This window comes from Kribbella sp. NPDC051718, assembly GCF_040681515.1.
Lineage (GTDB): Bacteria > Actinomycetota > Actinomycetes > Propionibacteriales > Kribbellaceae > Kribbella.
This window is the reverse complement of record NZ_JBFAYZ010000002.1, coordinates 896,141-915,645: the sequence shown is the minus strand read 5'-3', so window position 1 is coordinate 915,645 and position 19,505 is coordinate 896,141. Positions and strand designations below refer to the sequence as shown.

The window sequence follows — 19,505 nt, the reverse complement described above, 5'->3', positions numbered from 1 at the left end:
CACTGATTGCGGAAAAACGGCACACGTTTTCCGCAATCGATACTAAGCTGTCTTCAGGCGTTGTGGCAGGGCTCGGGAGGAAAAAGATGAGGCAGCAGGCGCGGATCGTGGACGTGGCCGCGCTCGCGGGGGTGTCCGCGGGGACCGCGTCGAAGGCGCTCAACAACACCGGCCAACTGAGCCCGGCGACGCGGGAGCGGGTTCGGCGGGCGGCCGAGCAGCTGGGGTTCACGCCGGATACGCGCGGGCGGGCGCTGTCGTCGGGGCGGACGTACACGGTCGCGCTGCTGACTACGGACAGCTCGGGGCGGTTCAGTATCCCGATCATGCGAGGGGTCGAGGATGTGCTGAGCGCCGGTGAGCTGGCGACGATTCTGTGCGACACCAGGGACGATCCGCTGCGGGAGCAGCACTACTTGCGGTCGCTGATCGCGAGGCGGGTCGACGGGATCGTGGTGACCGGCCGGCGTACTGAGCCGCGCGGGCCTATCGACGTACCGCTGCCGGTTGTCTACGCACTTGCTGCGTCCACTGATCCGGACGACGCGTCGGTGATCGTCGACGACGCCGGCGGCGCGGCTTCCGTCGTCACGCACCTGAAAGGGCTCGGGCGCGAGCGGATCGCCCACGTCACCGGCCCGGCCAACCATCGATCAGCCACCGAGCGAGCCCAGGCGGTGGCTGAGGCTGCGGGCAGCGCTTTTGTCGGCGAGCCTCTCTACGGTGAGTGGAGCGAGCGCTGGGGCCGCCAGTCGGTCGACCAGCTGCTGCGCGCTGCCCCCGACGCCATCACCTGCGGCAGCGACCAGCTCGCCCGTGGCGTCTGCGACCGGCTCCGCGAGCTGGGAAAGTCGATCCCGGTCGACGTGGCGGTGACCGGCTACGACAACTGGTCGGTCATGGCCGAGGCGAGCCGCCCGCCGCTCACGACGGTCGACCTCCAGTTGGAGGAGCTCGGCCGCCGTACTGCGACATTGCTGCTCGACGCCATCGCTGGGGATCCGCATCACGGCGTACTGGAACTGCCGACTCATCTGATTCCCAGAGAATCCACGCTGGGAATGTCCTATTAGTAGTCGCTTGCCGGACGAGTGATTGGGTACTGTCGACACTTCCGGTTCGTGAGGCGATTTGGGACGCGCGGTCAGCGCCCCTCACGAAAGGCTGTGATGCTGATGACGGATTTCGCGGTACGCCCGACGGCGTACGACCTGAGAATCATTCTCGCTCTCGCCCTTCCCGCGCATGTCGTCGCGCTGATCGACGACACCTGGCGACCCGCCTGGCTGATCGGCCGGCTGCATCACGCCGACGGCTGGACGGCCCTGGTCCAGTACACGGCGGCCGACGGTCGCGAACTCACCTGCCGGATCCCCGTCGACCGGCTAGGCCCACGGGCCGACACCTGAGATCTTGTCGACGGTGATGTGCGTGACGTACCCACCTGGCAGGTCGTCACCGGGCAGGAAGCCGGCATCCGGCCCCTGGTAGACCTTCGCCAGTCTTCGGAGCAATTCGACGGCACCACCTTCGGTGATCCGCGCGGTCCCCTTTACCACCAGATACTCCGTCAGGCCCATCTCGTTCTGCCGATTCGTCTCGATCGACAGCGCGACCCGGCCGTCCCGCCGGATGTTCTGCACCTTGCGGTTGTTGGGCACGTGCGCGGCGACGATCTCGTCGCCGTCCACCCCGACCCAGACGACCGAGACCTGCGGACTCCCGTCCGGATTGATCGTGACCAGATGCGCCAGCGCGTCCGACTCCAGCAACTCCCGAACACTCCCCGGAATCTCCATGCCGCTCAACCTAACCGCTGCCGGGTCCGTGGCCGAGGGGCAAAGCGAAGCGCCCCGGCCGGTGGGTCGGGGCGCTTCGCTTTGCAGTCCGACGGCGCTGGCTTCCGGTCAGCTGGTCGGAGTACGGGGTACTACAGCCTCAACGTCAGCCGAGGCGGGCCTTGAGGTTGTCGAGCTCGAGCTTGAGGGTCGCCGGGACCTTGTCGCCGAGCTTGGTGAACCATTCCTCGATCAGCGGGAGCTCGGCCTTCCACTCCTCGTCGTCGACGTTCAGGGCGACCTGCAGGGCCTCGAGGCTGAGGTCCAGGCCGGTGACGTCGAGCGCGTCCGGGGTCGGGACGAGACCGATCGGGGTCTCGACCGCGTCAGCCGTGCCGTCCAGGCGCTCGATGATCCACTCGAGCACCCGGCCGTTCTCGCTGAAGCCCGGCCAGACGAACTTGCCGGCCTCGTCCTTGCGGAACCAGTTGACGTAGAAGATCTTCGGCAGCTTGTCGGCAGCGTGCTCCTTGCCGACGGTCAGCCAGTGGTTCAGGTAGTCACCGGCGTTGTAGCCGAGGAACGGCAGCATCGCCATCGGGTCACGCCGGACGACGCCGACCTGGCCGACCGCGGCGGCGGTGGTCTCGGACGACAGGGTCGCGCCCATGAAGACACCGTGGTCCCAGTCGCGGGACTGGGTCACTAGCGGCACGGTGGTCGCGCGGCGGCCGCCGAAGATGATCGCGGAGATCGGTACGCCGTTGGGGTCCTCGTACTCGTCGGCGATGATCGGGCACTGCTTGATCGGCGTACAGAACCGGCTGTTCGGGTGGCTGCTGAGCTCGCCGGACTCCGGCGTCCACTCGCGACCCTTCCAGTCGGTCAGGTGGTTCGGCGGGGTCTGCGAGTAGCCCTCCCACCAGACGTCACCGTCGTCGGTCAGCGCGACGTTGGTGAAGAGCGAGTTGCCCTTCTCGATCGTGCGCATCGCGTTCGGGTTGGTCTTCCAGCCGGTACCGGGGGCGACGCCGAACAGACCGAACTCGGGGTTGACGGCGTACAGCCGACCGTCCTCACCGAAGCGCATCCAGGCGATGTCGTCGCCCAGCGTCTCGACCTCCCAGCCCTCCAGCGTCGGGTCGAGCATCGCCAGGTTCGTCTTGCCACACGCACTCGGGAACGCGGCCGCGATGTAGTGGACCTTCTTCTCCGGCGAGATCAGCTTGAGGATCAGCATGTGCTCGGCCAGCCAGCCCTCGTCGCGGGCCATCGCGGAGGCGATCCGGAGCGAGTAGCACTTCTTGCCGAGCAGCGAGTTGCCGCCGTAGCCGGAGCCGTACGACCAGATCGTCCGCTCCTCGGGGAACTGGACGATGTACTTCTCGTCGTTGCACGGCCAGCTGACGTCCTTCTGGCCTTTCTCGAGCGGCGCACCGACCGAGTGCAGGCAGGGCACGTACTTCGCGTCGGTGCCCATCTTCGCCAGTACTTCGGAACCGGTGCGGGCCATGATCCGCATCGATGCGACGACGTACGCCGAGTCGGTGATCTCGACGCCGAACATCGGCACCTCGGCCGTCAGCGGGCCCATGCAGAACGGCACGACGTACAGGGTGCGACCGCGCATGCTGCCGCGGTACAGCTCCGTCATCAGCGCCTTCATCTCGGCCGGCGCCATCCAGTTGTTGGTCGGGCCGGCGTCGGCCTCGTCGACCGAACAGATGAACGTGCGCTGCTCGACCCGGGCGACGTCGGAGGGGTCGGTGCGGGCCCAGAACGAGTTCGGCTTCTTCTCGTCGTTGAGCCGGACCAGGGTTCCCCCGGCGATCAGCTCGTCGGTGAGCTTGGTGTACTCCGCGTCCGAGCCGTCGACCCAGTGGATCCGGTCGGGCTGGGTGAGTTCGGCAACCTCGGCAACCCAGGCCAGCAGGCCCTGGTGCTCAGTCGGGGCGTTGCTCAGGTCGTAGGCGCTGGTCGGCGGGCTCTCGACTCTGAGGGCAGTCTCGGTATGGGCAGGGCTGGCGGTTGTCGTCATCGGCGGCTCATTCCCTCTCGCTCGCGATCGTCCCGGCGGGTACTCCTGGCCCTCGACGCTGAGGTTCGGGTACGACGTCGGCCGCCGGGGTCTCCGGCGGTTCGATTCAGCTGGCTTGGTGGTGTGATCTGTCGCATACCAGTACGTCTAGTGGGCGTATACCAGTGTGCAAGTGGTACTAACGGTACGCGACCGGACCGCGTGTTGAGAACCGGCTGGACGTGAGGACGGTCACAAAATTCCGCCGACAAGGGCTTTCCCAGCAAAAAAGACCGGCCGCGGGGTGGTCGCGCGGCCGGTTTGCGGCTTCGGTGGTCTGGGGCGGCGGAGTTACTTGGGCTCTTGTTACTTGGGCTCTGTTACTTGGGCTTGCCGGGGAGTAGCGCGGGCGATGGCAGGGGGTTGGGGCTGACCAGGGGCGCTGTCGCCGGCCCTGGCGGTTGGTCCTTGGCTCCGATACTGCTGCCCACCGAGTAGAGAACGCAGAACACGGCCAGCACGGCCAGCACTGCGATCAGCTTCGGCCACCAGCCTCGCCCGCGGGGCCTCCAGCTGGCCTTGCCCCCGGTGCTCTCGGCTACCCAGGTCTCCAGCGCCTGAGCCAGCTCGCCGGGCTGGCTCTTCGCTACGGGCTGGTTCTTCGTGATGGGCTCGGCTTGGAGCGGCTGCGTCAGTTGGCTGCGGACTGCGTCCAGTGACTCATCGTCATTGCCCAGTAGACCGTCCAATGGATCCAGGAGTCGCTCGGCGCCTGACTGGCCTGGCACTAGCTGGGTCACCGCGTACGGGCGGTCCGCGGTGAGGTTGGCGGCCCATAGCGGTGTCTGCTGGGTTCTTGGCTCAAGTGCGGCAGTGGGGCTCGCTCCGGTCAGCCTGTCGCGGACCTGTGCGTCTGCTGCGCCCTGGTCGCTGAGGATGAGGGCGATGATCTCCATGCCGGTGGACGAGCGTCCGCGCCAGATCTCGGCCAGGGGATGCTGCAGTAGTCGCTGGTCGAGCTCGTAGCCGTTCAGCTCGGGCGTGGGGTTCACTGACTCTCCCAGATGGCTCGGTCGGCCAGTACCTGGGCAGCCTGCTGTGCCGTCGCCGGGTCGATCGGGTGGGCGGCGTAGTCCACCTGGACGGTCAGGTCGGCTCGGTAGACGAGTACGGCGACGCGCGGGTCCTGGCCGGCGTGTCTGTCCACCTTGGTGGGGTACGGGCGGTCGCCGACGGTTGGCCATGGCTTGCGGGTGAAGGCCTGTTTGGCGACCTCTGCTGGGGTGGAGGGTGGCTGTCCTGGGCCCGCTTCGCGGCCGGCGTACGGGGTGATTCTGATCTTGATCGACGCGGCCGAGAAGGTCGGCTGGGTCTGCTCGGGGACGTCGACCGTGCAGGTGACATCGGTGATACCGGTCTGGATGAATGCTTTCGTGCTGGTGGCCTTGGGCAACAAAGGTGAGATGTCGCCGAGTCTCGCGCAGAGATCCTTGGGTAGCAGTCGTGCCTGCTCGACATCTGCGGACCGCACGGGTTTGCCGACGGCGACCCCGATCCCTAGGCCGGCGACGGCAGCGACGCCACAGGCGATCGCAGTACCGCGAACTAGTGGACTGGCCACGCAGCGTTTCTCCTCTTCTGTCCCCCGGATCTCGCCTTTGACGCTCGGGGGATGGTCCTGGTTCCTGCTTATGCTGCGACGGTGACTTCCTTCCCGGACATCGTCGTCGGTACTGCTGGTGAAGTACTCGAGTTGCCGTTCGGCGTCTTCACCGTGCGGATCTCCGGCTCGCAGACCGGTGGCGCCTTGTCTGTGGTCGACTCGGTGCTTCCCGCCGGTGCGCTGGGGGCTGCGCCGCACATTCATCACGGTCATGAGGAGTATTTCCTGGTGGTCGCCGGCGAGGTCACGTTCGACACGGCGGACGGCGTACTGACTGTTGGCGCGGGTGGTTCCGTGTCGGTGCCGCGGGGGCAGGCGCATGGGTACCGGAACGCGAGCTCTGAGCCGGCTCGGTTGACCACCTTGTTCACGCCGGCGGGTTATGAGAACTACTTCCGGGCGGTTGCGTCGGCTGCCGCATCCGGCGTGGAGATCACGCCCGCGTTGCTGAATGCTTTGCGGGCCGAACAGCAGACGACACCTGCGGAGTTCTGACCCCGCACGCGTGCTTTGGGGAATACCATCCGGGCATGGATCTTGGGGATTTGCTGGGTGGACGTGACCTCGGCGATGTGAAAAAGGCCGTCGGATTCGTGCTGGACAACTCCGACGACTTCGACAAACTCCTGAAGCTGGTCAAGGACCTGCCCGACGACGCGCTCGGCTTCATCGGCCGCCTCCCGGACCTGATGAAAACGATCGGTACCGGCCTGGCCGAAGCCGGCGAGCAGGCAGCCAAAGCCGCCGGCGCCCTGGTCGGCGACGACGGCGAAGGCGGGGCCCGCAAAGCCCTGAGCGGCAGCGCCAGCACGATGAACTCCGCCAAGGACAGACTCCACGACGCCGCCGGCATGCTGGCCGGCCTGGCCGGCGAACTCGACAAGATCCCCGGCATCGGCAACGCCGCCGCCAAGCGCCTCAACGACGGCAGCGGCAACATCGGCGACGTAGCCACCGAAATCGAAAGCCTGGCCGGCAACCTCACCGACCTCTCCGGCATCCTCGCCTCGGTCGGCGAAGCCCTGGCCGGCCTGGGCACCAAGCTGACCGAGTCCGGCGGCTCCGTAAAAACCCTCCTCAACTAGCCCCACTGAGCGCTCCCGGGAGCCGATTGGCACCCACCCCCATCCCGCGTGTATCGTTACCCTTCGTTGTCCGGCGCTCGTAGCTCAACGGATAGAGCATCTGACTACGGATCAGAAGGTTGGGGGTTCGAATCCCTCCGAGCGCGCCAGCAAAACCCCAGGTCACCAGGTGGATGACCTGGGGTTTTGTCATTCCGTGGTGCTGTTGCTCCCCCACGCAGCCCGGCTACGCGGGCTCCTCCGTCGCCCGCTCCGCGGACCGCTCCCACCCACCCTGCGACGCGTGCTTCGCCCGCTGATTTGAGAGCACCCTGGCTCCGTCATCTCGCAGTCGGTGAGCGATTCTCCCGGCCGAGTACTCCCGCTGGCACAGCTGGCGACCCCGACCCGGGCCCAGACCACGCCGCCGTCCGTCGGAACATCACATGACCAGCGGAACAAGTGCCGACCCCGCACGCAGCTGTCCTGCCGAACCTCCACGGAAGGGCCGGCTAGGTCACGGGCAGCGCCGCGACCTGGTCAGTGCGCTTCCAGCTCGAAGAAGAGGAAGCAGATGAATGAGCGGCCCTCCGCGTTGGAGAGCAGTTCTGCTGGGGTGTTGGCCGCGGGTGGCGGCTCAGTGACCGCCTTGATGGCGAATCCCGCGTCGATGAACGTGTTGATGACGTCCTGCAGGGGGCGGTGCCAATACGTCATCCACACGGTTCCTTCGCCGAAGTCGTAGTCCTCGGAGTACTGAGTGAGGGCGAAGTAGTCGGCGTCGGGGTACACGATCGCGTAGACCGTGGGATGGATGATCGAGACGATGAGTCGGCCGCCTGGTCTGAGCACACGCCGCAGCTCGGCCAGTGCCGAGGCCCAGTCTTTGATGTAGTGCAAGGACAGTGATGCGACGACGCGGTCGAACGCGTCGTCGGGATAGGGAAGGGGTGCACCGAGGTCGGCGACCTTCAGGTCCGCGTCCTCGCCCAGCCTTTCGCGCGCGAGTTCGACCATGGCGGGGCTCAGGTCGAAGCCGGACACGGACGCATCCTTGTCTCGCAGAGCTTCCATCAAGGGGCCTGAACCGCAGCCGGCGTCGAGAATCTCCAGGCCCGCGACGTCGCCGGCGAGACGGATCATCTCCGGACGCGCGTAGTAGGCGTTGAAGAGGCTGGTTTCGTTGCTGGCCGAGTACGCGACCGCGAAACTGTCGTAGTCAGCGACAGGGGCAGCGGACTTGCTCACCGAATCGGGCATGACAGGTTTCTACCCCGGGGGCGCATGCGCGCGCCAACCAGGCGGACGAGGGTCGCGCATCAGTCGACGGAGAACACGGCTTCTGTCCGGGGTGCTGCCGAGCCGAGAGAGTAGAGCCGTGCGCCTGGGCTGGCGCGCCCCCCGCGATCAGGACCTGTGGTCGTGCGACCTCCGGCGTACGGTGCTCGGTTAGTGGTTTGCGTCAGTGTGGTGTAGGCGGAGGTGGCCTAGGAGGAGGGTGAGGGTGGACCAGGTGAGCAGGACGATTGCGGAGGAGGTGTGGGTGAAGCCTCGGTCGGTTGGTTCGCCGTTGAGGAGGTAGACGGCGCGGGAGCCGGGGAGTAGGTCGGCGATGGTGGTCAGCCAGTGGTAGCCGAACTGGGGGAGGACGAGGGGGAGTAGGAGGATCAGAAGGAAGATCGCTACTAGGCCGCCTGCGGTGTTGCGGAGTGTGAAGCCTAGGCCGGCTGCTAGGGCGGTTGTTGTGGCGAAGACGAAGGCGATGGTTGTGAGGGTGTTGATGCCTTCGGGGAGCGGGAGGTCGAGGGCTGGGTGGGCGCCGGTGAAGGCGGCTAGGGCGGAGGCTAGGGCTAGCGCTGTGCCTAGGGCGGTTGCGGTTGTGACCGCGACGATTGTGCGGGCGAGGAAGAGGATCGTTCTGCGGGGTGTCCACTGGAGGGTTGGGATGATGCCGCCGGTGGCGTAGTCGGAGGTCACCGCGGTGAGGACTAGGGCAAGGAAGAGAAACAAGGCCGGTAGTACGGTGAAGTGCGCTGCGGTCCAGGCCGTTGCGTCCGGGGGAGGGGGCGAATCGCCGCCTGCGTCAAAGCCGGCGACCGCGCCGAGGCCGATCATGATCGAGGCGGCTACGGCGACGAACCACCAGGTGGCCTTGACGGTCCAGAGTCGAAGCCACTCGGCGCCGCAGGTCCGTGCGAAGACCTGCAGGGCGGTCACCCGGACTGGGACGGCTTGGGTTGTCACGGTGCTACCTCCGTTGGCGCGTCGAGGCGGCCGTGGTAGTCGACGCTGTCGTCGGTTAGCTCTATGAATGCTTGCTCTAGGGACTGCTGGACGTCGGAGAGGTGATGGAGCGGGATGCCGACGTGGTGGGCCAGTTCGCCTACCTCCTCGGCCGTTCGGTCCTCGACCTGGAGGTCCTGGCCATCGAGTTGCGAAGCGGTGAAACCGCGCTCCTGTAGATGTCTGAGCAGTTCGATCGGCTGTGGGGTGCGCACGCGTACCTGCCGGCGCCCCAGGCCGCTGAGGATTTCCGCTGTGGTCGCGTCGGCGATCAGTCGGCCGCGGCCGATGACGACCAGGCGGTCGGCTGTCTGCTCCATCTCGCTCATCAAGTGGCTGGAGACCAGGACGGTACGGCCGTCGTCGGCGAGCCGGCGCAGTAGGTCGCGGATCCAACGGACGCCGTCGAGGTCCAGCCCGTTGATCGGCTCGTCGAAGAGGAGTACCCACGGATCTCCCAGCAGTGCCGCCGCGATCCCGAGTCGCTGGCGCATGCCGAGCGAGTAGCCCTTGATCCGGCGTCGTGCCGCGCCGTCGAGTCCGACCTGCTCGATCACCTCCTCGACCCGGCGGAGCGGGAGGCCGTTCGTCCGGGCCGCCACTCGGAGGTGACTACGCCCCGTACGGCCGGAGTGGACCGAGCCGGGATCCAGCAGTGCCCCGACCTCGCGCAGCGGTTCGGAGTACGCCGCGAACGGTTGCCCGTTCACCAGTACCTCCCCGGAGCTGGGCCGATCGAGCCCGAGGATGATCCGCATCGTCGTCGATTTGCCCGCGCCGTTCGGGCCGAGGAATCCGGTCACCTTGCCCGGCTCGACGTCGAAACTCAGATCGTCGACGGCCAGCACATCGCCGTACCGCTTGGTCAGCCCACGGAGCTGGATCATGACGCGACCCTAGAAGCTCCTCTGGGCAGGATGTGCGGACGAGTTGCGAAGATTCTGTGCAGATCGAGCCGGTCGACACGGCGAAGCTGTGCGATGTGAAGCGAACTTAAATCGTGTGCGGGTGGGGTGAAGGGGGCTTTAGCCTGCGGGGATGGAGCTTCGCGAGGAACTTCCGGGTGATGGGCGGGCTGTGCGGGACGTTCATCTGCAGGCGTTCGGTGAGCATGGTGTTGTGGTCGCCGATCTGGCGGACGCGCTGCGGGAGGGTGGTACGGCCGCGAGTCGTCTATCGGTGGTTGCCGAGGTGGACGGTCGAGTTGTTGGGCATGTCTTGTTCAGCGGCAGTCTGCTGGATGCTCCTCGGCGGCTGGTTGAGGTGCAGGTACTGAGTCCGTTGGGCGTGCTGCCTGAGTTTCAGCGGCGGGGTGTCGGTTCGGCTCTGGTCCGTCACGGGCTGGGGATCCTTGCCGAGCGAGAGGTTCCGCTTGTCTGGTTGGAGGGCGATCCGCGGTACTACGTGCGGTTCGGGTTCGCGCCCGGCGGCGGTCGCAGCTTTCGGAGGCCGTCGCTGCGCATTCCCGAGGACGCTTTCCAGGTCTTTACGCTCCCGAAGTACGAGCCGTGGATGACGGGGACGCTGGTCTATCCGGAGCCGTTCTGGCGGCATGATGCAGTCGGTCTGCGTGACCCGGATGCGTCCTTGTCTTGATGACCCGGCTGATGGTGATCAGTTGCAGCAGGTCGACTGGTTCGTGGTCGGGGCGTCGTCGATGATGGTCAGCAGGCCGCCGCTGATGCCGGTGGCCAGCCCGCGTCCGGCAGGTGTGGAGATCTCGACGGCTTGCGGTGTGGGGCCGCAGCATCCGCCGGTGGTTTCTCCGCTGGAGTCTCCGTACGCGAGGTTCGAGGAGCAGACGCCGGTTTCGGGGAGATCGAGTTGGACGTCCCGCGCGGCTTCCCAGTCACCGGCCAGTGCAGCGACGACCGAGCGGGCCTGTTCGTACCCGGTGGCAAGGAGGAAGGTCGGCGCTCGGCCGTATGACTTCGCGCCGATCGCGTAGTAGCCGGGTTCAGGGTGAGTCAGTTCGTCGACTCCGTGGGGTGGGACCGTGCCGCAGGAGTGCTGGTTGGGGTCGATGAGTGGGGCCAGAGCTCGGGTGGAGCCCAGGATGGGGTCCAGGTCTAGTCGTAGTTCGCTGACCATGTCGTGGTCGGGGCGGAAGCCGGTGGAGTTGACCACTGTGTCGGCGATGACGCGTTGGTCGCCGGCGGTTAGTTCGATGCGGCCGTTGGGGGTGCGGGAGGCGGCTTCGGTGCGGAAGTTGCTGATGAGCTCGACTCGTCCGGAGTGCACGAGCTTCTTCAGGCGGCTGCCTAGGGCGCCGCGGGCGGGGAGTTCGTCGGCGGCGCCGCCTCCGTAGGTACGGGCCTGGTCGGAGCCGCGTACTACCCAGACGATCTCGGTGCCGGGTACTTGCTCGGCCAGCTCGCCTAGGTCGAGGAGCGTTGTGGAGGCGGAGTGGCCGGCGCCTACTACCGCGGTACGGCGTCCTGCGAAGCGGTCACGGTCGCGGCCGAGTACGTCGGGTAGGGCGTGGGCGATGCCGTCGGCAACCGAGGCTTCGCCACGGGCGGGGATGCCGGAGCCGCCGAGGACGTTCGGGCGGCGCCAGGTGCCCGCGGCGTCGATCACTGCAGAGGCGAGGATCTCTGTACCGTCGGCCAGGCGGATCAGGAACGGTGCTTGCTCGCGGCCCGCAGTACGGACCCGGTCGAAGCCGACCCGAGTGACCGCAACGACGGGCGCGTTGTAGCGGATGCGGTCGTTGAGATGCGGCGTCTTGGCCAGTGGCGCGAGGTAGGAGTCGATCAGGTCGCCGCCGGTTGGGAGCTTGCTGAGGTCCGGTTCGATCCAGCCGGACTGCTCGAGCAGGCGGCGGGCGACGCTGTCGATGTCGTAGCGCCAGGGGCTGAACAGCTTCACGTGCCGCCATTCCTCGATCGCTGCGGCAACGCCGGGGCCGGACTCCAGTACCAGGAAGTCCAGGCCGCGCTCGGCCAGGTGGGCAGCTGCAGCCAAGCCGACCGGGCCTGCCCCGATGACCACAACCGGCCCCGCCGGTGCCGCAACAGCGGCAGTGTTCTGCTCGCTCATGATGAGCTTCCTATCTCGATGTCTGTCGAATCAGTGGTCACCACCTTGCCTCTTGATTCGATAGGAATCAAGATAGATGTATGTCGAAACAGAAGGCCTGCTGTACGCCGATTTCCGAGGCTGCCCTCGATTCGGCGGGCGCGGTGGAGGGGGCGGCGGTCTTCAAGGCGCTCGCTGATCCGATCCGGCTCCGGCTGATGTCGATGATCGCGTCCGCGGACGGCGAGATCTGTGTCTGCGACCTGACCGGGTCGTTCGAGGTGAGCGGGCCGACCATTTCGCATCATCTGCGCGTACTGCGTGAGGCCGGCCTCGTCGACTGCGAGCGCCGTGGCACCTGGGTCTACTACTGGCCCGTACGTGAGCGGCTGCAATGGATCTCCGCTCTGCTTGCCGCGCCTGCGAAAGCGCTCGCCTGATCCCTGGCGCCGGGTGTGGGTTGACTTCCTGTTTATAGCTCAGTGATCATTGAGTCAATGAATACTGAGCAATCGTCGTTGACTGAACGAGCCCGGATCCATGCGGCGCTCGGTGATCCGGCACGTCTGGCGATCGTCGACGCCCTGGTTGCCGGTGACGCCGCTCCGGGCGAGCTGAGCGGCGTACTGCAGATGCCGACGAACCTCATCGCTCATCACCTCAAGGTGCTGGAGGAGGCCGGCCTGGTCGTGCGGGCCCGATCCGAGGGGGACCGCCGCCGTACCTATGTGCGGCTGGTGACCGAGGTTCTGGAGTCGGTGGTGACGCCGACGCTGACGGCGGTTCCGCGTGTGCTGTTCGTGTGTACGCAGAACTCGGCCCGTTCGCAGTTGGCCGCCTCCATCTGGTCGCGGCGCAGCCACATCCCAGCGGTGTCGGCCGGCACTCAGCCCGCAGCCAAGCCGCATCCGCGAGCCGTGCGGATTGCCCGCAGGCACGGATTGACCCCCGATGCCTGGCGCACCGCCCACGTGAGTGACGTGGTCGAGTCCGACGATCTGGTCATCGCCGTGTGTGACATCGCCTACGAGCACCTTCCCGCCGACGCTCGGCCGCGACTGCATTGGGCTGTCCCGGATCCCGCAGCCGTCGACACCGACGCGGCGTTCGAGGCCGCGTACACCGAGATCGCAGACCGCATCGACCGGTTGGCGTCCGTTCTCTCGCCCACCGAGGTACGGCCGTGAGCAGCGCTGCGCCGTTGTGGCGACGGGCGGTCGCCGAGGCAGTTGGTACCGGGCTATTGGTGACCGTGGTGGTCGGGTCGGGCATCGCGGCATCTGCCTTGTCTCCTGGCGACATCGGGTTGCAGTTGCTGGAGAACTCGTTCGCGACGGCGCTCGGTCTCGCGGTACTGATCCTGATGCTCGGGCCCGTGTCGGGAGCGCACTTCAACCCCGTCGTTTCGGGTGTTGACTGGTGGCTCGGGCGCCGGACCGGTACCGGCCTGACTCCGCGCGAGCTGGCCGCTTATGTTCCCGCTCAGGTCGTCGGTGCTGTCGCCGGAGCAGTGCTGGCGAACCTGATGTACGCCAAGGCAGCCGTTTCGTGGTCGACCACCGACCGTAGTACCGGTCATCTGTGGTTGGGCGAGATCGTCGCCACCGCCGGACTCGTTGTGCTCATCTTCGCGCTCGGCTGGTCCGGACGCGCGGCAGTCGCACCGGCTGCTGTTGGCGCCTACATCGGAGCGGCGTACTGGTTCACGTCGTCAACCTCGTTCGCCAACCCCGCCGTGAGTATTGGCCGCGCCTTCAGCGACACCTTCGCTGGGATCGCTCCCAGATCCCTGCCGGGGTTCATCGTTGCGCAACTCTTCGGCGCTGTGGTTGGAGTCGGCTTGCTGGCCATCCTCTACCCAGACGCCGGTCAGGCCGCAGACGAGATCGTCACCCCGCACACCGACACCTCAACCACTGGAGTGACCACGTGAGCAAGCCCGTTGTTCTGTTCGTTTGCGTCCACAACGCCGGGCGATCCCAGATGGCGGCTGGGTGGCTTCGGTATCTGGCGGGGGATCGTGTCGAGGTGCGGTCGGCGGGGTCCGAGCCGCGCGATCAGATCAACCCCGTTGCTGTCGAGGCGATGCGCGAGGTCGGTATCGACATCACTGGGGCTGTGCCGCAACTGCTCGAAACCGAAGCAGTGCGCGGGAGCGATGTGGTCATCACCATGGGCTGCGGCGACGCCTGCCCGATCTTCCCCCGCAAGCGGTACGAGGACTGGGATCTCACCGACCCGGCCGGACAGCCGATCGAGGTCGTACGTCAGGTCCGCGACGACATCCGCAGCCGAGTCGAAAAGCTGATCGGCGAACTTCCGCTCAGCTGACGCGTTCGTAGTATCGGAGGGTCACTCATGTCGGAGGCCTGTGAGTGCGTCCAGTATGTCGGTGTGCGCCGGTGGGACGGTCACCTGGAGCCGGAATGTCTGGTCCGACTCCGGTAGGAAGGTGAACTCGAAGAAGGAGCAGCAGTTCGTTTCGCGGGCGGTCAGGGCGCGTGCGGTTGCTTCTGTGGCGGCGTCGAGGGTGAGTACCAGCTCGGTTGGCGAGCGGCGCTCGACGGTAAACCTGTACCTGGGTATCGAAGGCAAATCTGGGTCAGATCGGCCATTCGTTGGAGGGTAGGAGGTCGCGGAGAGGGGTGGTTCGGTCCGGGCCGAGGACTACGTCGGTGTCCAGGTTTGCGGGGTCTATTTGGCGGATGAATTCTCGGCAACGGCCGCACGGGGGTACGGCAACGACGCCTTCGTGCCCTTGGGAGACGGCGACTATTTTGGTGATTTTGTATTCGCGGGCGGTGACCATGGTGGTGATGGCGGCGGTTTCGGCGCAGTAGCCCGTGCCGCACGGAGTGTCGACGCAGACGCCGACGTACAGGTTGCCTGCCTCGGTGATCAGGGCGGATGCGACGTCGCCGAAGGTTCGGCCGTCGACATGGTGCGGGTGCAGGACCGCGGCGGCTGCGCCGATCAGGTCGTCGTTGCTCTTGACGGTCATGGTCGGGAACTTGGCAACCTTGCCCGGCTGGGGGGAGTAGGTTCCGGGTATGGGAACTGATGTTTGGGAGTTTTATGAGCAGTACGCGGAAGAGGACCGGTCTTCGCTGAATGAGCGGGATCGGCAGGTGCTGGCGATCTGCGATTTTCGTCAGGAAGTGAACTCGGGCGGGTTCGATTCGTATTTCCGGTACTGGGGTGGGGATACCGCGTTGACCGCCGCGGCCGGGCTTTCGCGGCTGCTCGGGGTTGCGTGGGCTGATCTTCTCGGCGAGGCGGTCGGGCTGTTCGGCGTGCCTTATTCGCTGGATGCTGACGAGCGGGCCGAGAAGATCGACAGCCAGTCGCTGAACGCGACGCTGGGCGAACTCGATCTACGTTTCCGCAAGCTGGAGGCCTCTACCGGCGCGGATGCACGACTCGCGGAAGCCATCGGCGCAAACCGGGCCTGAGGCAACGACCTGGCCGCTACCAGTCCGAATCGACCTCGCGGCAACTGACCCCGCGGCGGCGGCCTTCCAGACGGCGTACGGGATTGCCTCAACGGGCAGTGATCCGGTTCCGTCGCTTGTCCTGTTGTGGGCCTCGACGGGCGAGGTTACTGGTGTTTTGGCGGCCGAGTTGCCTTCGAAAGGCTTGTTATTCAAGCGTTTCATCCTTTGGTTGGGTCTTGCCAGGGCGGTGCTGAGCAAGCAAAATCGTGCACGGTGAGCGATCTGAAGCTCACGGGGGTTGTATCCAACGAGGGGGGAAATTGGCATGCGCATTTTTCGATCACGTCGGATTGTCGGAGCTGTCGCGGCGGCTGGATTGTCGCTGGGTCTGGTAGCTGCGGGTAGTGGGCAGGCCTGGGCGGCGTACTCCGGGTTCGGCTGGGAGAGCGGTGGCGTCCAGGGGTGGGCGGTCGACTGGGACGGTACGTCGATCTCGTCGTCGACCACGTACAAGTTCGCCGGTACCCGTTCGCTGAAGCTTCCGCAGACCGGCGAGCAGTACGCGGGCTACCGTTCGGGTTCCGACCTGACCGGGATCGGGGTCGGCTCGGTGGTGACCTTCAAGATGTACCTCCCGGCCAGCGCGAACCACCCGATCGAGGCCAAGGGCTACGTCACCGACGGCAACAACGGCTCGTTCATCGAGCGTTTCGGCCAGCACATCGTGCTCACTCCGGGCGCCTGGAACACGTTCACGCTGACCATTCCGGCCGTCACCAGCATCGAGGGCATCGGCGTGGAGGTGGACAACCCGGGCTGGACCGGCGCCGTCTACCTGGACGCCGTCAGCTGGACCGCACCCTGATCTAACAGCAGTTGCTCCAGCCGCCCCCGGTCGCGCGCACCAGTCGCCGCAACCGGGGGCGGTTCAGCGTCAGCCCGGTGTTCTGCCCAAGGGGTGCATTCCGGCGAGCTCCGGGCCTCGGGAGTAACACCCCCTGCGAGTTCCGGGCCTCTGGAGTTCAGTGCTGCGGCAGCGGAGTTACCCGGGGCGGGGGCTGCTCAGCGATCGCCGGTTGGGGGCGTCGAGGGTGCTGTCAGACAAACGGGCGCAGCACGCGCTTCTGGGGTGGGTGGGAGCGCCTGGCGTAGCTCGCGACGGAGGAGGGGGCGGAGCGGGGCGCGTGGGGAGTCGTAGTTAGGCGTCTAGAGGGTTGGTGGTCATTCGGGTGGTGAGGTTGGAGTTCATGGCGCGGGCGGGGGTGCTGGTGGGCTTTCTGGTGGCTTGGGATTTGAAGCAGGTTAGGAATTCGTCGACGAGGTCCAGGCGGGGGTGTTGGGCCAGGACTTCGGCGCGGAAGGCAGGGGTCAAGTCGTCGGTGTTTTTGCCGGCTATGTCGAGGGCGGCGGCTCGGGAGATGAGGTGGCCTTCGGGGTCGGTGGCGACGTCGACCTCGGGCCACATGTGGCGGACGATGACCTCGGCGAGGCGGTTGCGGCGGGCAACCGGCCAGCCGGCGCCGGTGGCGAAGGCGCGGGCGATGTGGGCGGCGGCTTCCTCGAAGGAGAGGGTGTGGTTGTCGAACTCCGGTACCAGGCCGATGTCGTGGAGCATCGCGGCGACGAACAGCAGCTCCGCGTCGTACGCGATGTCGTGTTCCCGGGCGTAGGCCGCCGCCCAGACGAAGACTCGGCGCGAGTGGCTCTGCAAGGAGGGCGACTGGTACGCCGATGCCAGCTCCAGAGCCGCCGCCGAGGCGGTCGTGGAGGGGATCACGAGGTCATCCAAAACGATCATGCTTCGACGGTACGACCGCGAGGGCCTGCCCGACTGGTCCATTCCGTCGCTGGCTCGATGGGCCATTCGCCGCGAGAATTGGCCCAGCGCAGCAGTCGGCAAGTGGACCACCGACGGTGGGCCATCAGTGAGTACCGTCGAAGGCAGAAGCGGAAAACGACTACTGCGAGGACCATCATGCGTCCCATCACTGTCCGGGATCGCGAGGCCGGTGTCGCCGGGCTGTCCCTGACCGAGCTGCCCTATCCGCACACCGCTGAGAACGACGTCATCGTGCAAGTCCACGCCGCCGCCTTCACCCGAGGCGAGCTCGACTGGCCGGGTACGTGGACCGACCGCGCCGGCCGCGACCGCACCCCGAGCGTCCCCGGCCACGAACTCTCAGGCGTGGTGGCCGAGGTCCCAGTCGGTACCACCGGTCTTACCGTGGGGCAGCGGGTCTTCGGGCTGGCCGACTGGACCCGCAACGGTTCGCTCGCGGAGTACACGGCGGTCGAGGCCCGAAACCTGGCCCCGCTCCCAGCCGGCGTCGAGCACGTCGACGCTGCCGCGCTGGTGATCTCCGGGCTGACGGCCTGGCAGGCGTTGTACGACCACGCTCAGCTGAAGACCGGCCAGACCGTTCTTATCAACGGGGTCGGCGGCGCTGTCGGCTCCCTCGCCGTACAGCTGGCCCGCGAGATCGGCGCCGAGATCATCGGTACCGGCCGCGCTGCTGACGAGGACCGTGCCAAGCAGTTGGGCGTCCACCGGTTCGTCACCGTCGAGGAACTGGAGAAGGCCGGGCAGGTCGACGTCGTACTGGACGTGATCGGCGGCGAGATCCTCACCCGTTCCACCGCGCTGGTACGACCCGGTGGCACCCTCGTCACGATCGCCGAACCGCCAACCGTCCAACCGACCGGCGGCCGTGCCCTGTACTTCGTCGTCGAGCCGAACCGCGATCAGCTGACCCAACTGGCCAACCGGCTTCGCGACGGCCGCGTGACACCGCTCGTCAACAACGTCCGTCCCCTCGAGGAAACCCCCGACGCGTTCACCGCTCGCGGCCGGACGATCATCCAGGTCGTCGAAGGCTGAGACACTTGCCGGACGATCCGGTGAGTGGTGGAGGCGATGGGATGACGCGTGCGGTACTTGCCTTGGGCTCCAATCTGGGCGACCAGGAAGCCAACCTGCGCAAGGCGCTCGACGGGCTGGGCGACCATTTGGTGAAGGTCTCCGGTAGCTACTGGACTCCGCCGTGGGGCGATCCGGATCAGCCCGAGTACCTGAACGCGGTGGCTCTGGTCGACGGCGATGTGAGCGCTGACGGCTGGCTCGAGCTGGCACACGAACTCGAGCAAGCCGGCGGCCGGGTCCGCGATCCCGCACGCCGCTTCGGCCCGCGGACCCTGGACGTCGACGTCATCGCGGTGTGGGACGGCGATGAGCAACTAACCCAGGACGATCCGGTACTAACCCTCCCGCACCCTCGCGCCCACCTACGCGCCTTCGTCCTGGTGCCGCTAGCCGAGATCGCCCCCGACGTCACCCTGGCCGGCCACGGCCCGATCACCGACCTGCTGAAAACCACCGAGGTCGCTGCAGACGTACCAACCGTACGACCAGGCCCGCCGCTCCGATAACCGCTTCCATCACCTGGCCAAGGTGAGGATTTCGGCTCCGTCGGGGGTGATGGCGATGGTGTGTTCGCTGTGGGCTGTGCGGGAGCCGGTTGCGCTGCGGAGGGTCCAGCCGTCGTCGTCGGTCACCAGCTCGTCGGTGTCGACCATGACCCACGGCTCTAGGGCGAGGAGCAGGCCGGGGCGGAGTTTGTAGCCGCGGCCCGGGCGGCCGGTGTTGGAGATGTGTGGGTCCTGATGCATCGTCGAGCCGATGCCATGGCCGCCGAACTCGGTGTTGATCGGGTATCCGGCTGCGCTGAGGACCGTACCAATGGCGTGGGAGAGGTCGCCAATGCGTGCGCCGGGCTTGGCCGCGGCGATGCCGGCGGCCAACGCCCGCTCGGTCGCGTCGATCAGTGCGACGCTCTCGGCAGGCTTCGACTCGCCGACGATGAAGCTGATGGCGGAGTCCGCGGCGACGCCGCCGAGCAGGACGGCGAGGTCGAGGGTGACCAGGTCGCCGTCGGCGACGGAGTAGTCGAACGGCAGTCCGTGGAGGACGGCGTCGTTGACGGAAGTACAGATGTAGTGGCCGAACGGTCCGCGGCCGAACGACGGCTCATAATCGACGTAGCAGGACTGTGCGCCGGCGTCGGCGATCATGGTCTTGGTCCACTGGTCGATGTCCAGCAGGTTGGTCCCGACCGTTGTCCGGCTCTTCGCCGTCTGCAGGATGGTGGCGACCAGGGCGCCGGTGTCCTTGGCTCGGGTCAGTTCGCTGGGGGTCAGGATCTCGATCATGTGGCGCCCTTCATCACGCAACCAATAACTATCCCGGTA

Annotated in this window: 24 protein-coding genes and 1 tRNA gene; 14 read left to right on the top strand and 11 right to left on the bottom strand. The window is 66.7% G+C overall.

What is annotated here, in order from left to right:
- The first annotated feature begins 86 nt into the window (after positions 1-86).
- Positions 87-1,073, top strand: a complete 987-nt coding sequence (locus AB0M15_RS11000) for a LacI family DNA-binding transcriptional regulator (RefSeq protein ID WP_363816294.1) — start codon at positions 87-89, stop codon at positions 1,071-1,073.
- 102 nt (positions 1,074-1,175) lie between these two features.
- Positions 1,176-1,409 (top strand): hypothetical protein, encoded by a 234-nt coding sequence (locus tag AB0M15_RS10995; RefSeq protein ID WP_363816292.1) that lies wholly within the window; start codon positions 1,176-1,178, stop codon positions 1,407-1,409.
- Here the strand turns inward: AB0M15_RS10995 and AB0M15_RS10990 are convergent.
- The 4 genes from AB0M15_RS10990 to AB0M15_RS10975 form a co-directional block, all read right to left on the bottom strand.
- Positions 1,386-1,799, bottom strand: coding sequence for a PPOX class F420-dependent oxidoreductase (locus tag AB0M15_RS10990; RefSeq protein WP_363816290.1), 414 nt, complete (start codon positions 1,797-1,799; stop codon positions 1,386-1,388). The two genes, AB0M15_RS10995 and AB0M15_RS10990, sit on opposite strands and share 24 nt — an antisense overlap.
- Before the next feature lie 145 nt (positions 1,800-1,944).
- Positions 1,945-3,816, bottom strand: a complete 1,872-nt coding sequence (locus tag AB0M15_RS10985) for a phosphoenolpyruvate carboxykinase (GTP) (protein ID WP_363816288.1) — start codon at positions 3,814-3,816, stop codon at positions 1,945-1,947.
- Between the two features lie 359 nt (positions 3,817-4,175).
- Positions 4,176-4,847 (bottom strand): hypothetical protein, encoded by a 672-nt coding sequence (locus AB0M15_RS10980; protein WP_363816285.1) that lies wholly within the window; start codon positions 4,845-4,847, stop codon positions 4,176-4,178.
- On the bottom strand, positions 4,844-5,416 hold the full coding sequence (locus AB0M15_RS10975) for a hypothetical protein (RefSeq protein ID WP_363816283.1): 573 nt from the start codon (positions 5,414-5,416) through the stop codon (positions 4,844-4,846). The genes AB0M15_RS10980 and AB0M15_RS10975 overlap by 4 nt, the downstream gene beginning before the upstream one ends.
- A gap of 81 nt (positions 5,417-5,497) precedes the next feature.
- Between AB0M15_RS10975 and AB0M15_RS10970 the strand changes: the two genes are divergently transcribed.
- From AB0M15_RS10970 to AB0M15_RS10960, 3 genes are all read left to right on the top strand, one after another.
- The gene (locus tag AB0M15_RS10970) at positions 5,498-5,953 is read left to right on the top strand and encodes a cupin domain-containing protein (protein ID WP_363816280.1); all 456 of its coding nucleotides are present in this window, start codon (positions 5,498-5,500) and stop codon (positions 5,951-5,953) included.
- 35 nt (positions 5,954-5,988) lie between these two features.
- Entirely contained in the window at positions 5,989-6,543 is a 555-nt protein-coding gene (locus tag AB0M15_RS10965) for a hypothetical protein (RefSeq protein WP_363816278.1), read from the top strand.
- A gap of 73 nt (positions 6,544-6,616) precedes the next feature.
- Positions 6,617-6,692 (top strand) — tRNA-Arg (locus tag AB0M15_RS10960).
- A gap of 370 nt (positions 6,693-7,062) precedes the next feature.
- Here the strand turns inward: AB0M15_RS10960 and AB0M15_RS10955 are convergent.
- The 3 genes from AB0M15_RS10955 to AB0M15_RS10945 form a co-directional block, all read right to left on the bottom strand.
- On the bottom strand, positions 7,063-7,782 hold the full coding sequence (locus tag AB0M15_RS10955) for a class I SAM-dependent methyltransferase (protein ID WP_363816276.1): 720 nt from the start codon (positions 7,780-7,782) through the stop codon (positions 7,063-7,065).
- Between the two features lie 189 nt (positions 7,783-7,971).
- Entirely contained in the window at positions 7,972-8,766 is a 795-nt protein-coding gene (locus AB0M15_RS10950) for a hypothetical protein (RefSeq protein ID WP_363816274.1), read from the bottom strand.
- Entirely contained in the window at positions 8,763-9,692 is a 930-nt protein-coding gene (locus tag AB0M15_RS10945) for an ABC transporter ATP-binding protein (RefSeq protein WP_363816272.1), read from the bottom strand. Before AB0M15_RS10945 ends, AB0M15_RS10950 begins: the two co-directional genes overlap by 4 nt.
- A gap of 151 nt (positions 9,693-9,843) precedes the next feature.
- On the opposite strand from AB0M15_RS10945, the gene AB0M15_RS10940 reads away from it, so the two are divergent.
- Entirely contained in the window at positions 9,844-10,401 is a 558-nt protein-coding gene (locus AB0M15_RS10940; protein ID WP_363816269.1) for an N-acetyltransferase, read from the top strand.
- 18 nt (positions 10,402-10,419) lie between these two features.
- On the opposite strand, the gene AB0M15_RS10935 is transcribed toward AB0M15_RS10940, so the two are convergent.
- Complete coding sequence (locus AB0M15_RS10935; RefSeq protein WP_363816267.1) at positions 10,420-11,847, bottom strand: FAD-dependent oxidoreductase; 1,428 nt, start codon at positions 11,845-11,847, stop codon at positions 10,420-10,422.
- 80 nt (positions 11,848-11,927) lie between these two features.
- On the opposite strand from AB0M15_RS10935, the gene AB0M15_RS10930 reads away from it, so the two are divergent.
- The 4 genes from AB0M15_RS10930 to AB0M15_RS10915 are packed head-to-tail and all read left to right on the top strand — an operon-like array spanning position 11,928 to position 14,157.
- Entirely contained in the window at positions 11,928-12,266 is a 339-nt protein-coding gene (locus AB0M15_RS10930) for a metalloregulator ArsR/SmtB family transcription factor (protein WP_363816265.1), read from the top strand.
- A 57-nt stretch (positions 12,267-12,323) separates the two neighbouring features.
- Positions 12,324-13,013 (top strand): helix-turn-helix domain-containing protein, encoded by a 690-nt coding sequence (locus tag AB0M15_RS10925; protein WP_363816262.1) that lies wholly within the window; start codon positions 12,324-12,326, stop codon positions 13,011-13,013.
- Complete coding sequence (locus AB0M15_RS10920; protein ID WP_363816260.1) at positions 13,010-13,759, top strand: MIP/aquaporin family protein; 750 nt, start codon at positions 13,010-13,012, stop codon at positions 13,757-13,759. The genes AB0M15_RS10925 and AB0M15_RS10920 overlap by 4 nt, the downstream gene beginning before the upstream one ends.
- Positions 13,756-14,157 (top strand): arsenate reductase ArsC, encoded by a 402-nt coding sequence (locus tag AB0M15_RS10915; protein ID WP_363816258.1) that lies wholly within the window; start codon positions 13,756-13,758, stop codon positions 14,155-14,157. Before AB0M15_RS10920 ends, AB0M15_RS10915 begins: the two co-directional genes overlap by 4 nt.
- Positions 14,158-14,428: 271 nt before the next feature.
- On the opposite strand, the gene AB0M15_RS10910 is transcribed toward AB0M15_RS10915, so the two are convergent.
- Positions 14,429-14,827, bottom strand: a complete 399-nt coding sequence (locus AB0M15_RS10910) for a cytidine deaminase (protein WP_363816256.1) — start codon at positions 14,825-14,827, stop codon at positions 14,429-14,431.
- A gap of 49 nt (positions 14,828-14,876) precedes the next feature.
- On the opposite strand from AB0M15_RS10910, the gene AB0M15_RS10905 reads away from it, so the two are divergent.
- Both AB0M15_RS10905 and AB0M15_RS10900 read left to right on the top strand, forming a co-directional pair.
- Entirely contained in the window at positions 14,877-15,278 is a 402-nt protein-coding gene (locus AB0M15_RS10905; RefSeq protein ID WP_363816254.1) for a DUF4375 domain-containing protein, read from the top strand.
- 307 nt (positions 15,279-15,585) lie between these two features.
- The gene (locus AB0M15_RS10900) at positions 15,586-16,125 is read left to right on the top strand and encodes a hypothetical protein (RefSeq protein WP_363816252.1); all 540 of its coding nucleotides are present in this window, start codon (positions 15,586-15,588) and stop codon (positions 16,123-16,125) included.
- Between the two features lie 333 nt (positions 16,126-16,458).
- Here the strand turns inward: AB0M15_RS10900 and AB0M15_RS10895 are convergent, their stop codons facing one another.
- Complete coding sequence (locus AB0M15_RS10895) at positions 16,459-17,058, bottom strand: HD domain-containing protein (protein ID WP_363816250.1); 600 nt, start codon at positions 17,056-17,058, stop codon at positions 16,459-16,461.
- Between the two features lie 177 nt (positions 17,059-17,235).
- Here AB0M15_RS10895 and AB0M15_RS10890 point away from each other — a divergent pair, with 177 nt between their 5' ends.
- Together AB0M15_RS10890 and folK are read left to right on the top strand one after the other, a co-directional pair.
- Complete coding sequence (locus tag AB0M15_RS10890) at positions 17,236-18,138, top strand: NADP-dependent oxidoreductase (protein WP_363816247.1); 903 nt, start codon at positions 17,236-17,238, stop codon at positions 18,136-18,138.
- Between the two features lie 41 nt (positions 18,139-18,179).
- The gene (folK, locus tag AB0M15_RS10885) at positions 18,180-18,686 is read left to right on the top strand and encodes a 2-amino-4-hydroxy-6-hydroxymethyldihydropteridine diphosphokinase (RefSeq protein ID WP_363816245.1); all 507 of its coding nucleotides are present in this window, start codon (positions 18,180-18,182) and stop codon (positions 18,684-18,686) included.
- 9 nt (positions 18,687-18,695) lie between these two features.
- Here folK and map read toward each other — a convergent pair whose 3' ends face one another.
- Positions 18,696-19,466, bottom strand: coding sequence for a type I methionyl aminopeptidase (gene map, locus AB0M15_RS10880; protein ID WP_363816243.1), 771 nt, complete (start codon positions 19,464-19,466; stop codon positions 18,696-18,698).
- Positions 19,467-19,505: the final 39 nt, after the last annotated feature.

Coding starts and splice junctions, on each gene's coding strand:
- AB0M15_RS11000 (WP_363816294.1), top strand. CDS start 87: ATGAGGCAGCAGGCGCGGATCGTGGACGTGGCCGCGCTCGCGGGGGTG.
- AB0M15_RS10995 (WP_363816292.1), top strand. CDS start 1,176: ATGACGGATTTCGCGGTACGCCCGACGGCGTACGACCTGAGAATCATT.
- AB0M15_RS10990 (WP_363816290.1), bottom strand. CDS start 1,799: ATGGAGATTCCGGGGAGTGTTCGGGAGTTGCTGGAGTCGGACGCGCTG.
- AB0M15_RS10985 (WP_363816288.1), bottom strand. CDS start 3,816: ATGACGACAACCGCCAGCCCTGCCCATACCGAGACTGCCCTCAGAGTC.
- AB0M15_RS10965 (WP_363816278.1), top strand. CDS start 5,989: ATGGATCTTGGGGATTTGCTGGGTGGACGTGACCTCGGCGATGTGAAA.
- AB0M15_RS10955 (WP_363816276.1), bottom strand. CDS start 7,782: ATGCCCGATTCGGTGAGCAAGTCCGCTGCCCCTGTCGCTGACTACGAC.
- AB0M15_RS10945 (WP_363816272.1), bottom strand. CDS start 9,692: ATGATCCAGCTCCGTGGGCTGACCAAGCGGTACGGCGATGTGCTGGCC.
- AB0M15_RS10940 (WP_363816269.1), top strand. CDS start 9,844: ATGGAGCTTCGCGAGGAACTTCCGGGTGATGGGCGGGCTGTGCGGGAC.
- AB0M15_RS10935 (WP_363816267.1), bottom strand. CDS start 11,847: ATGAGCGAGCAGAACACTGCCGCTGTTGCGGCACCGGCGGGGCCGGTT.
- AB0M15_RS10930 (WP_363816265.1), top strand. CDS start 11,928: ATGTCGAAACAGAAGGCCTGCTGTACGCCGATTTCCGAGGCTGCCCTC.
- AB0M15_RS10925 (WP_363816262.1), top strand. CDS start 12,324: ATGAATACTGAGCAATCGTCGTTGACTGAACGAGCCCGGATCCATGCG.
- AB0M15_RS10910 (WP_363816256.1), bottom strand. CDS start 14,827: ATGACCGTCAAGAGCAACGACGACCTGATCGGCGCAGCCGCCGCGGTC.
- AB0M15_RS10905 (WP_363816254.1), top strand. CDS start 14,877: ATGGGAACTGATGTTTGGGAGTTTTATGAGCAGTACGCGGAAGAGGAC.
- AB0M15_RS10900 (WP_363816252.1), top strand. CDS start 15,586: ATGCGCATTTTTCGATCACGTCGGATTGTCGGAGCTGTCGCGGCGGCT.
- AB0M15_RS10895 (WP_363816250.1), bottom strand. CDS start 17,058: ATGATCGTTTTGGATGACCTCGTGATCCCCTCCACGACCGCCTCGGCG.
- AB0M15_RS10890 (WP_363816247.1), top strand. CDS start 17,236: ATGCGTCCCATCACTGTCCGGGATCGCGAGGCCGGTGTCGCCGGGCTG.
- folK (WP_363816245.1), top strand. CDS start 18,180: ATGACGCGTGCGGTACTTGCCTTGGGCTCCAATCTGGGCGACCAGGAA.
- map (WP_363816243.1), bottom strand. CDS start 19,466: ATGATCGAGATCCTGACCCCCAGCGAACTGACCCGAGCCAAGGACACC.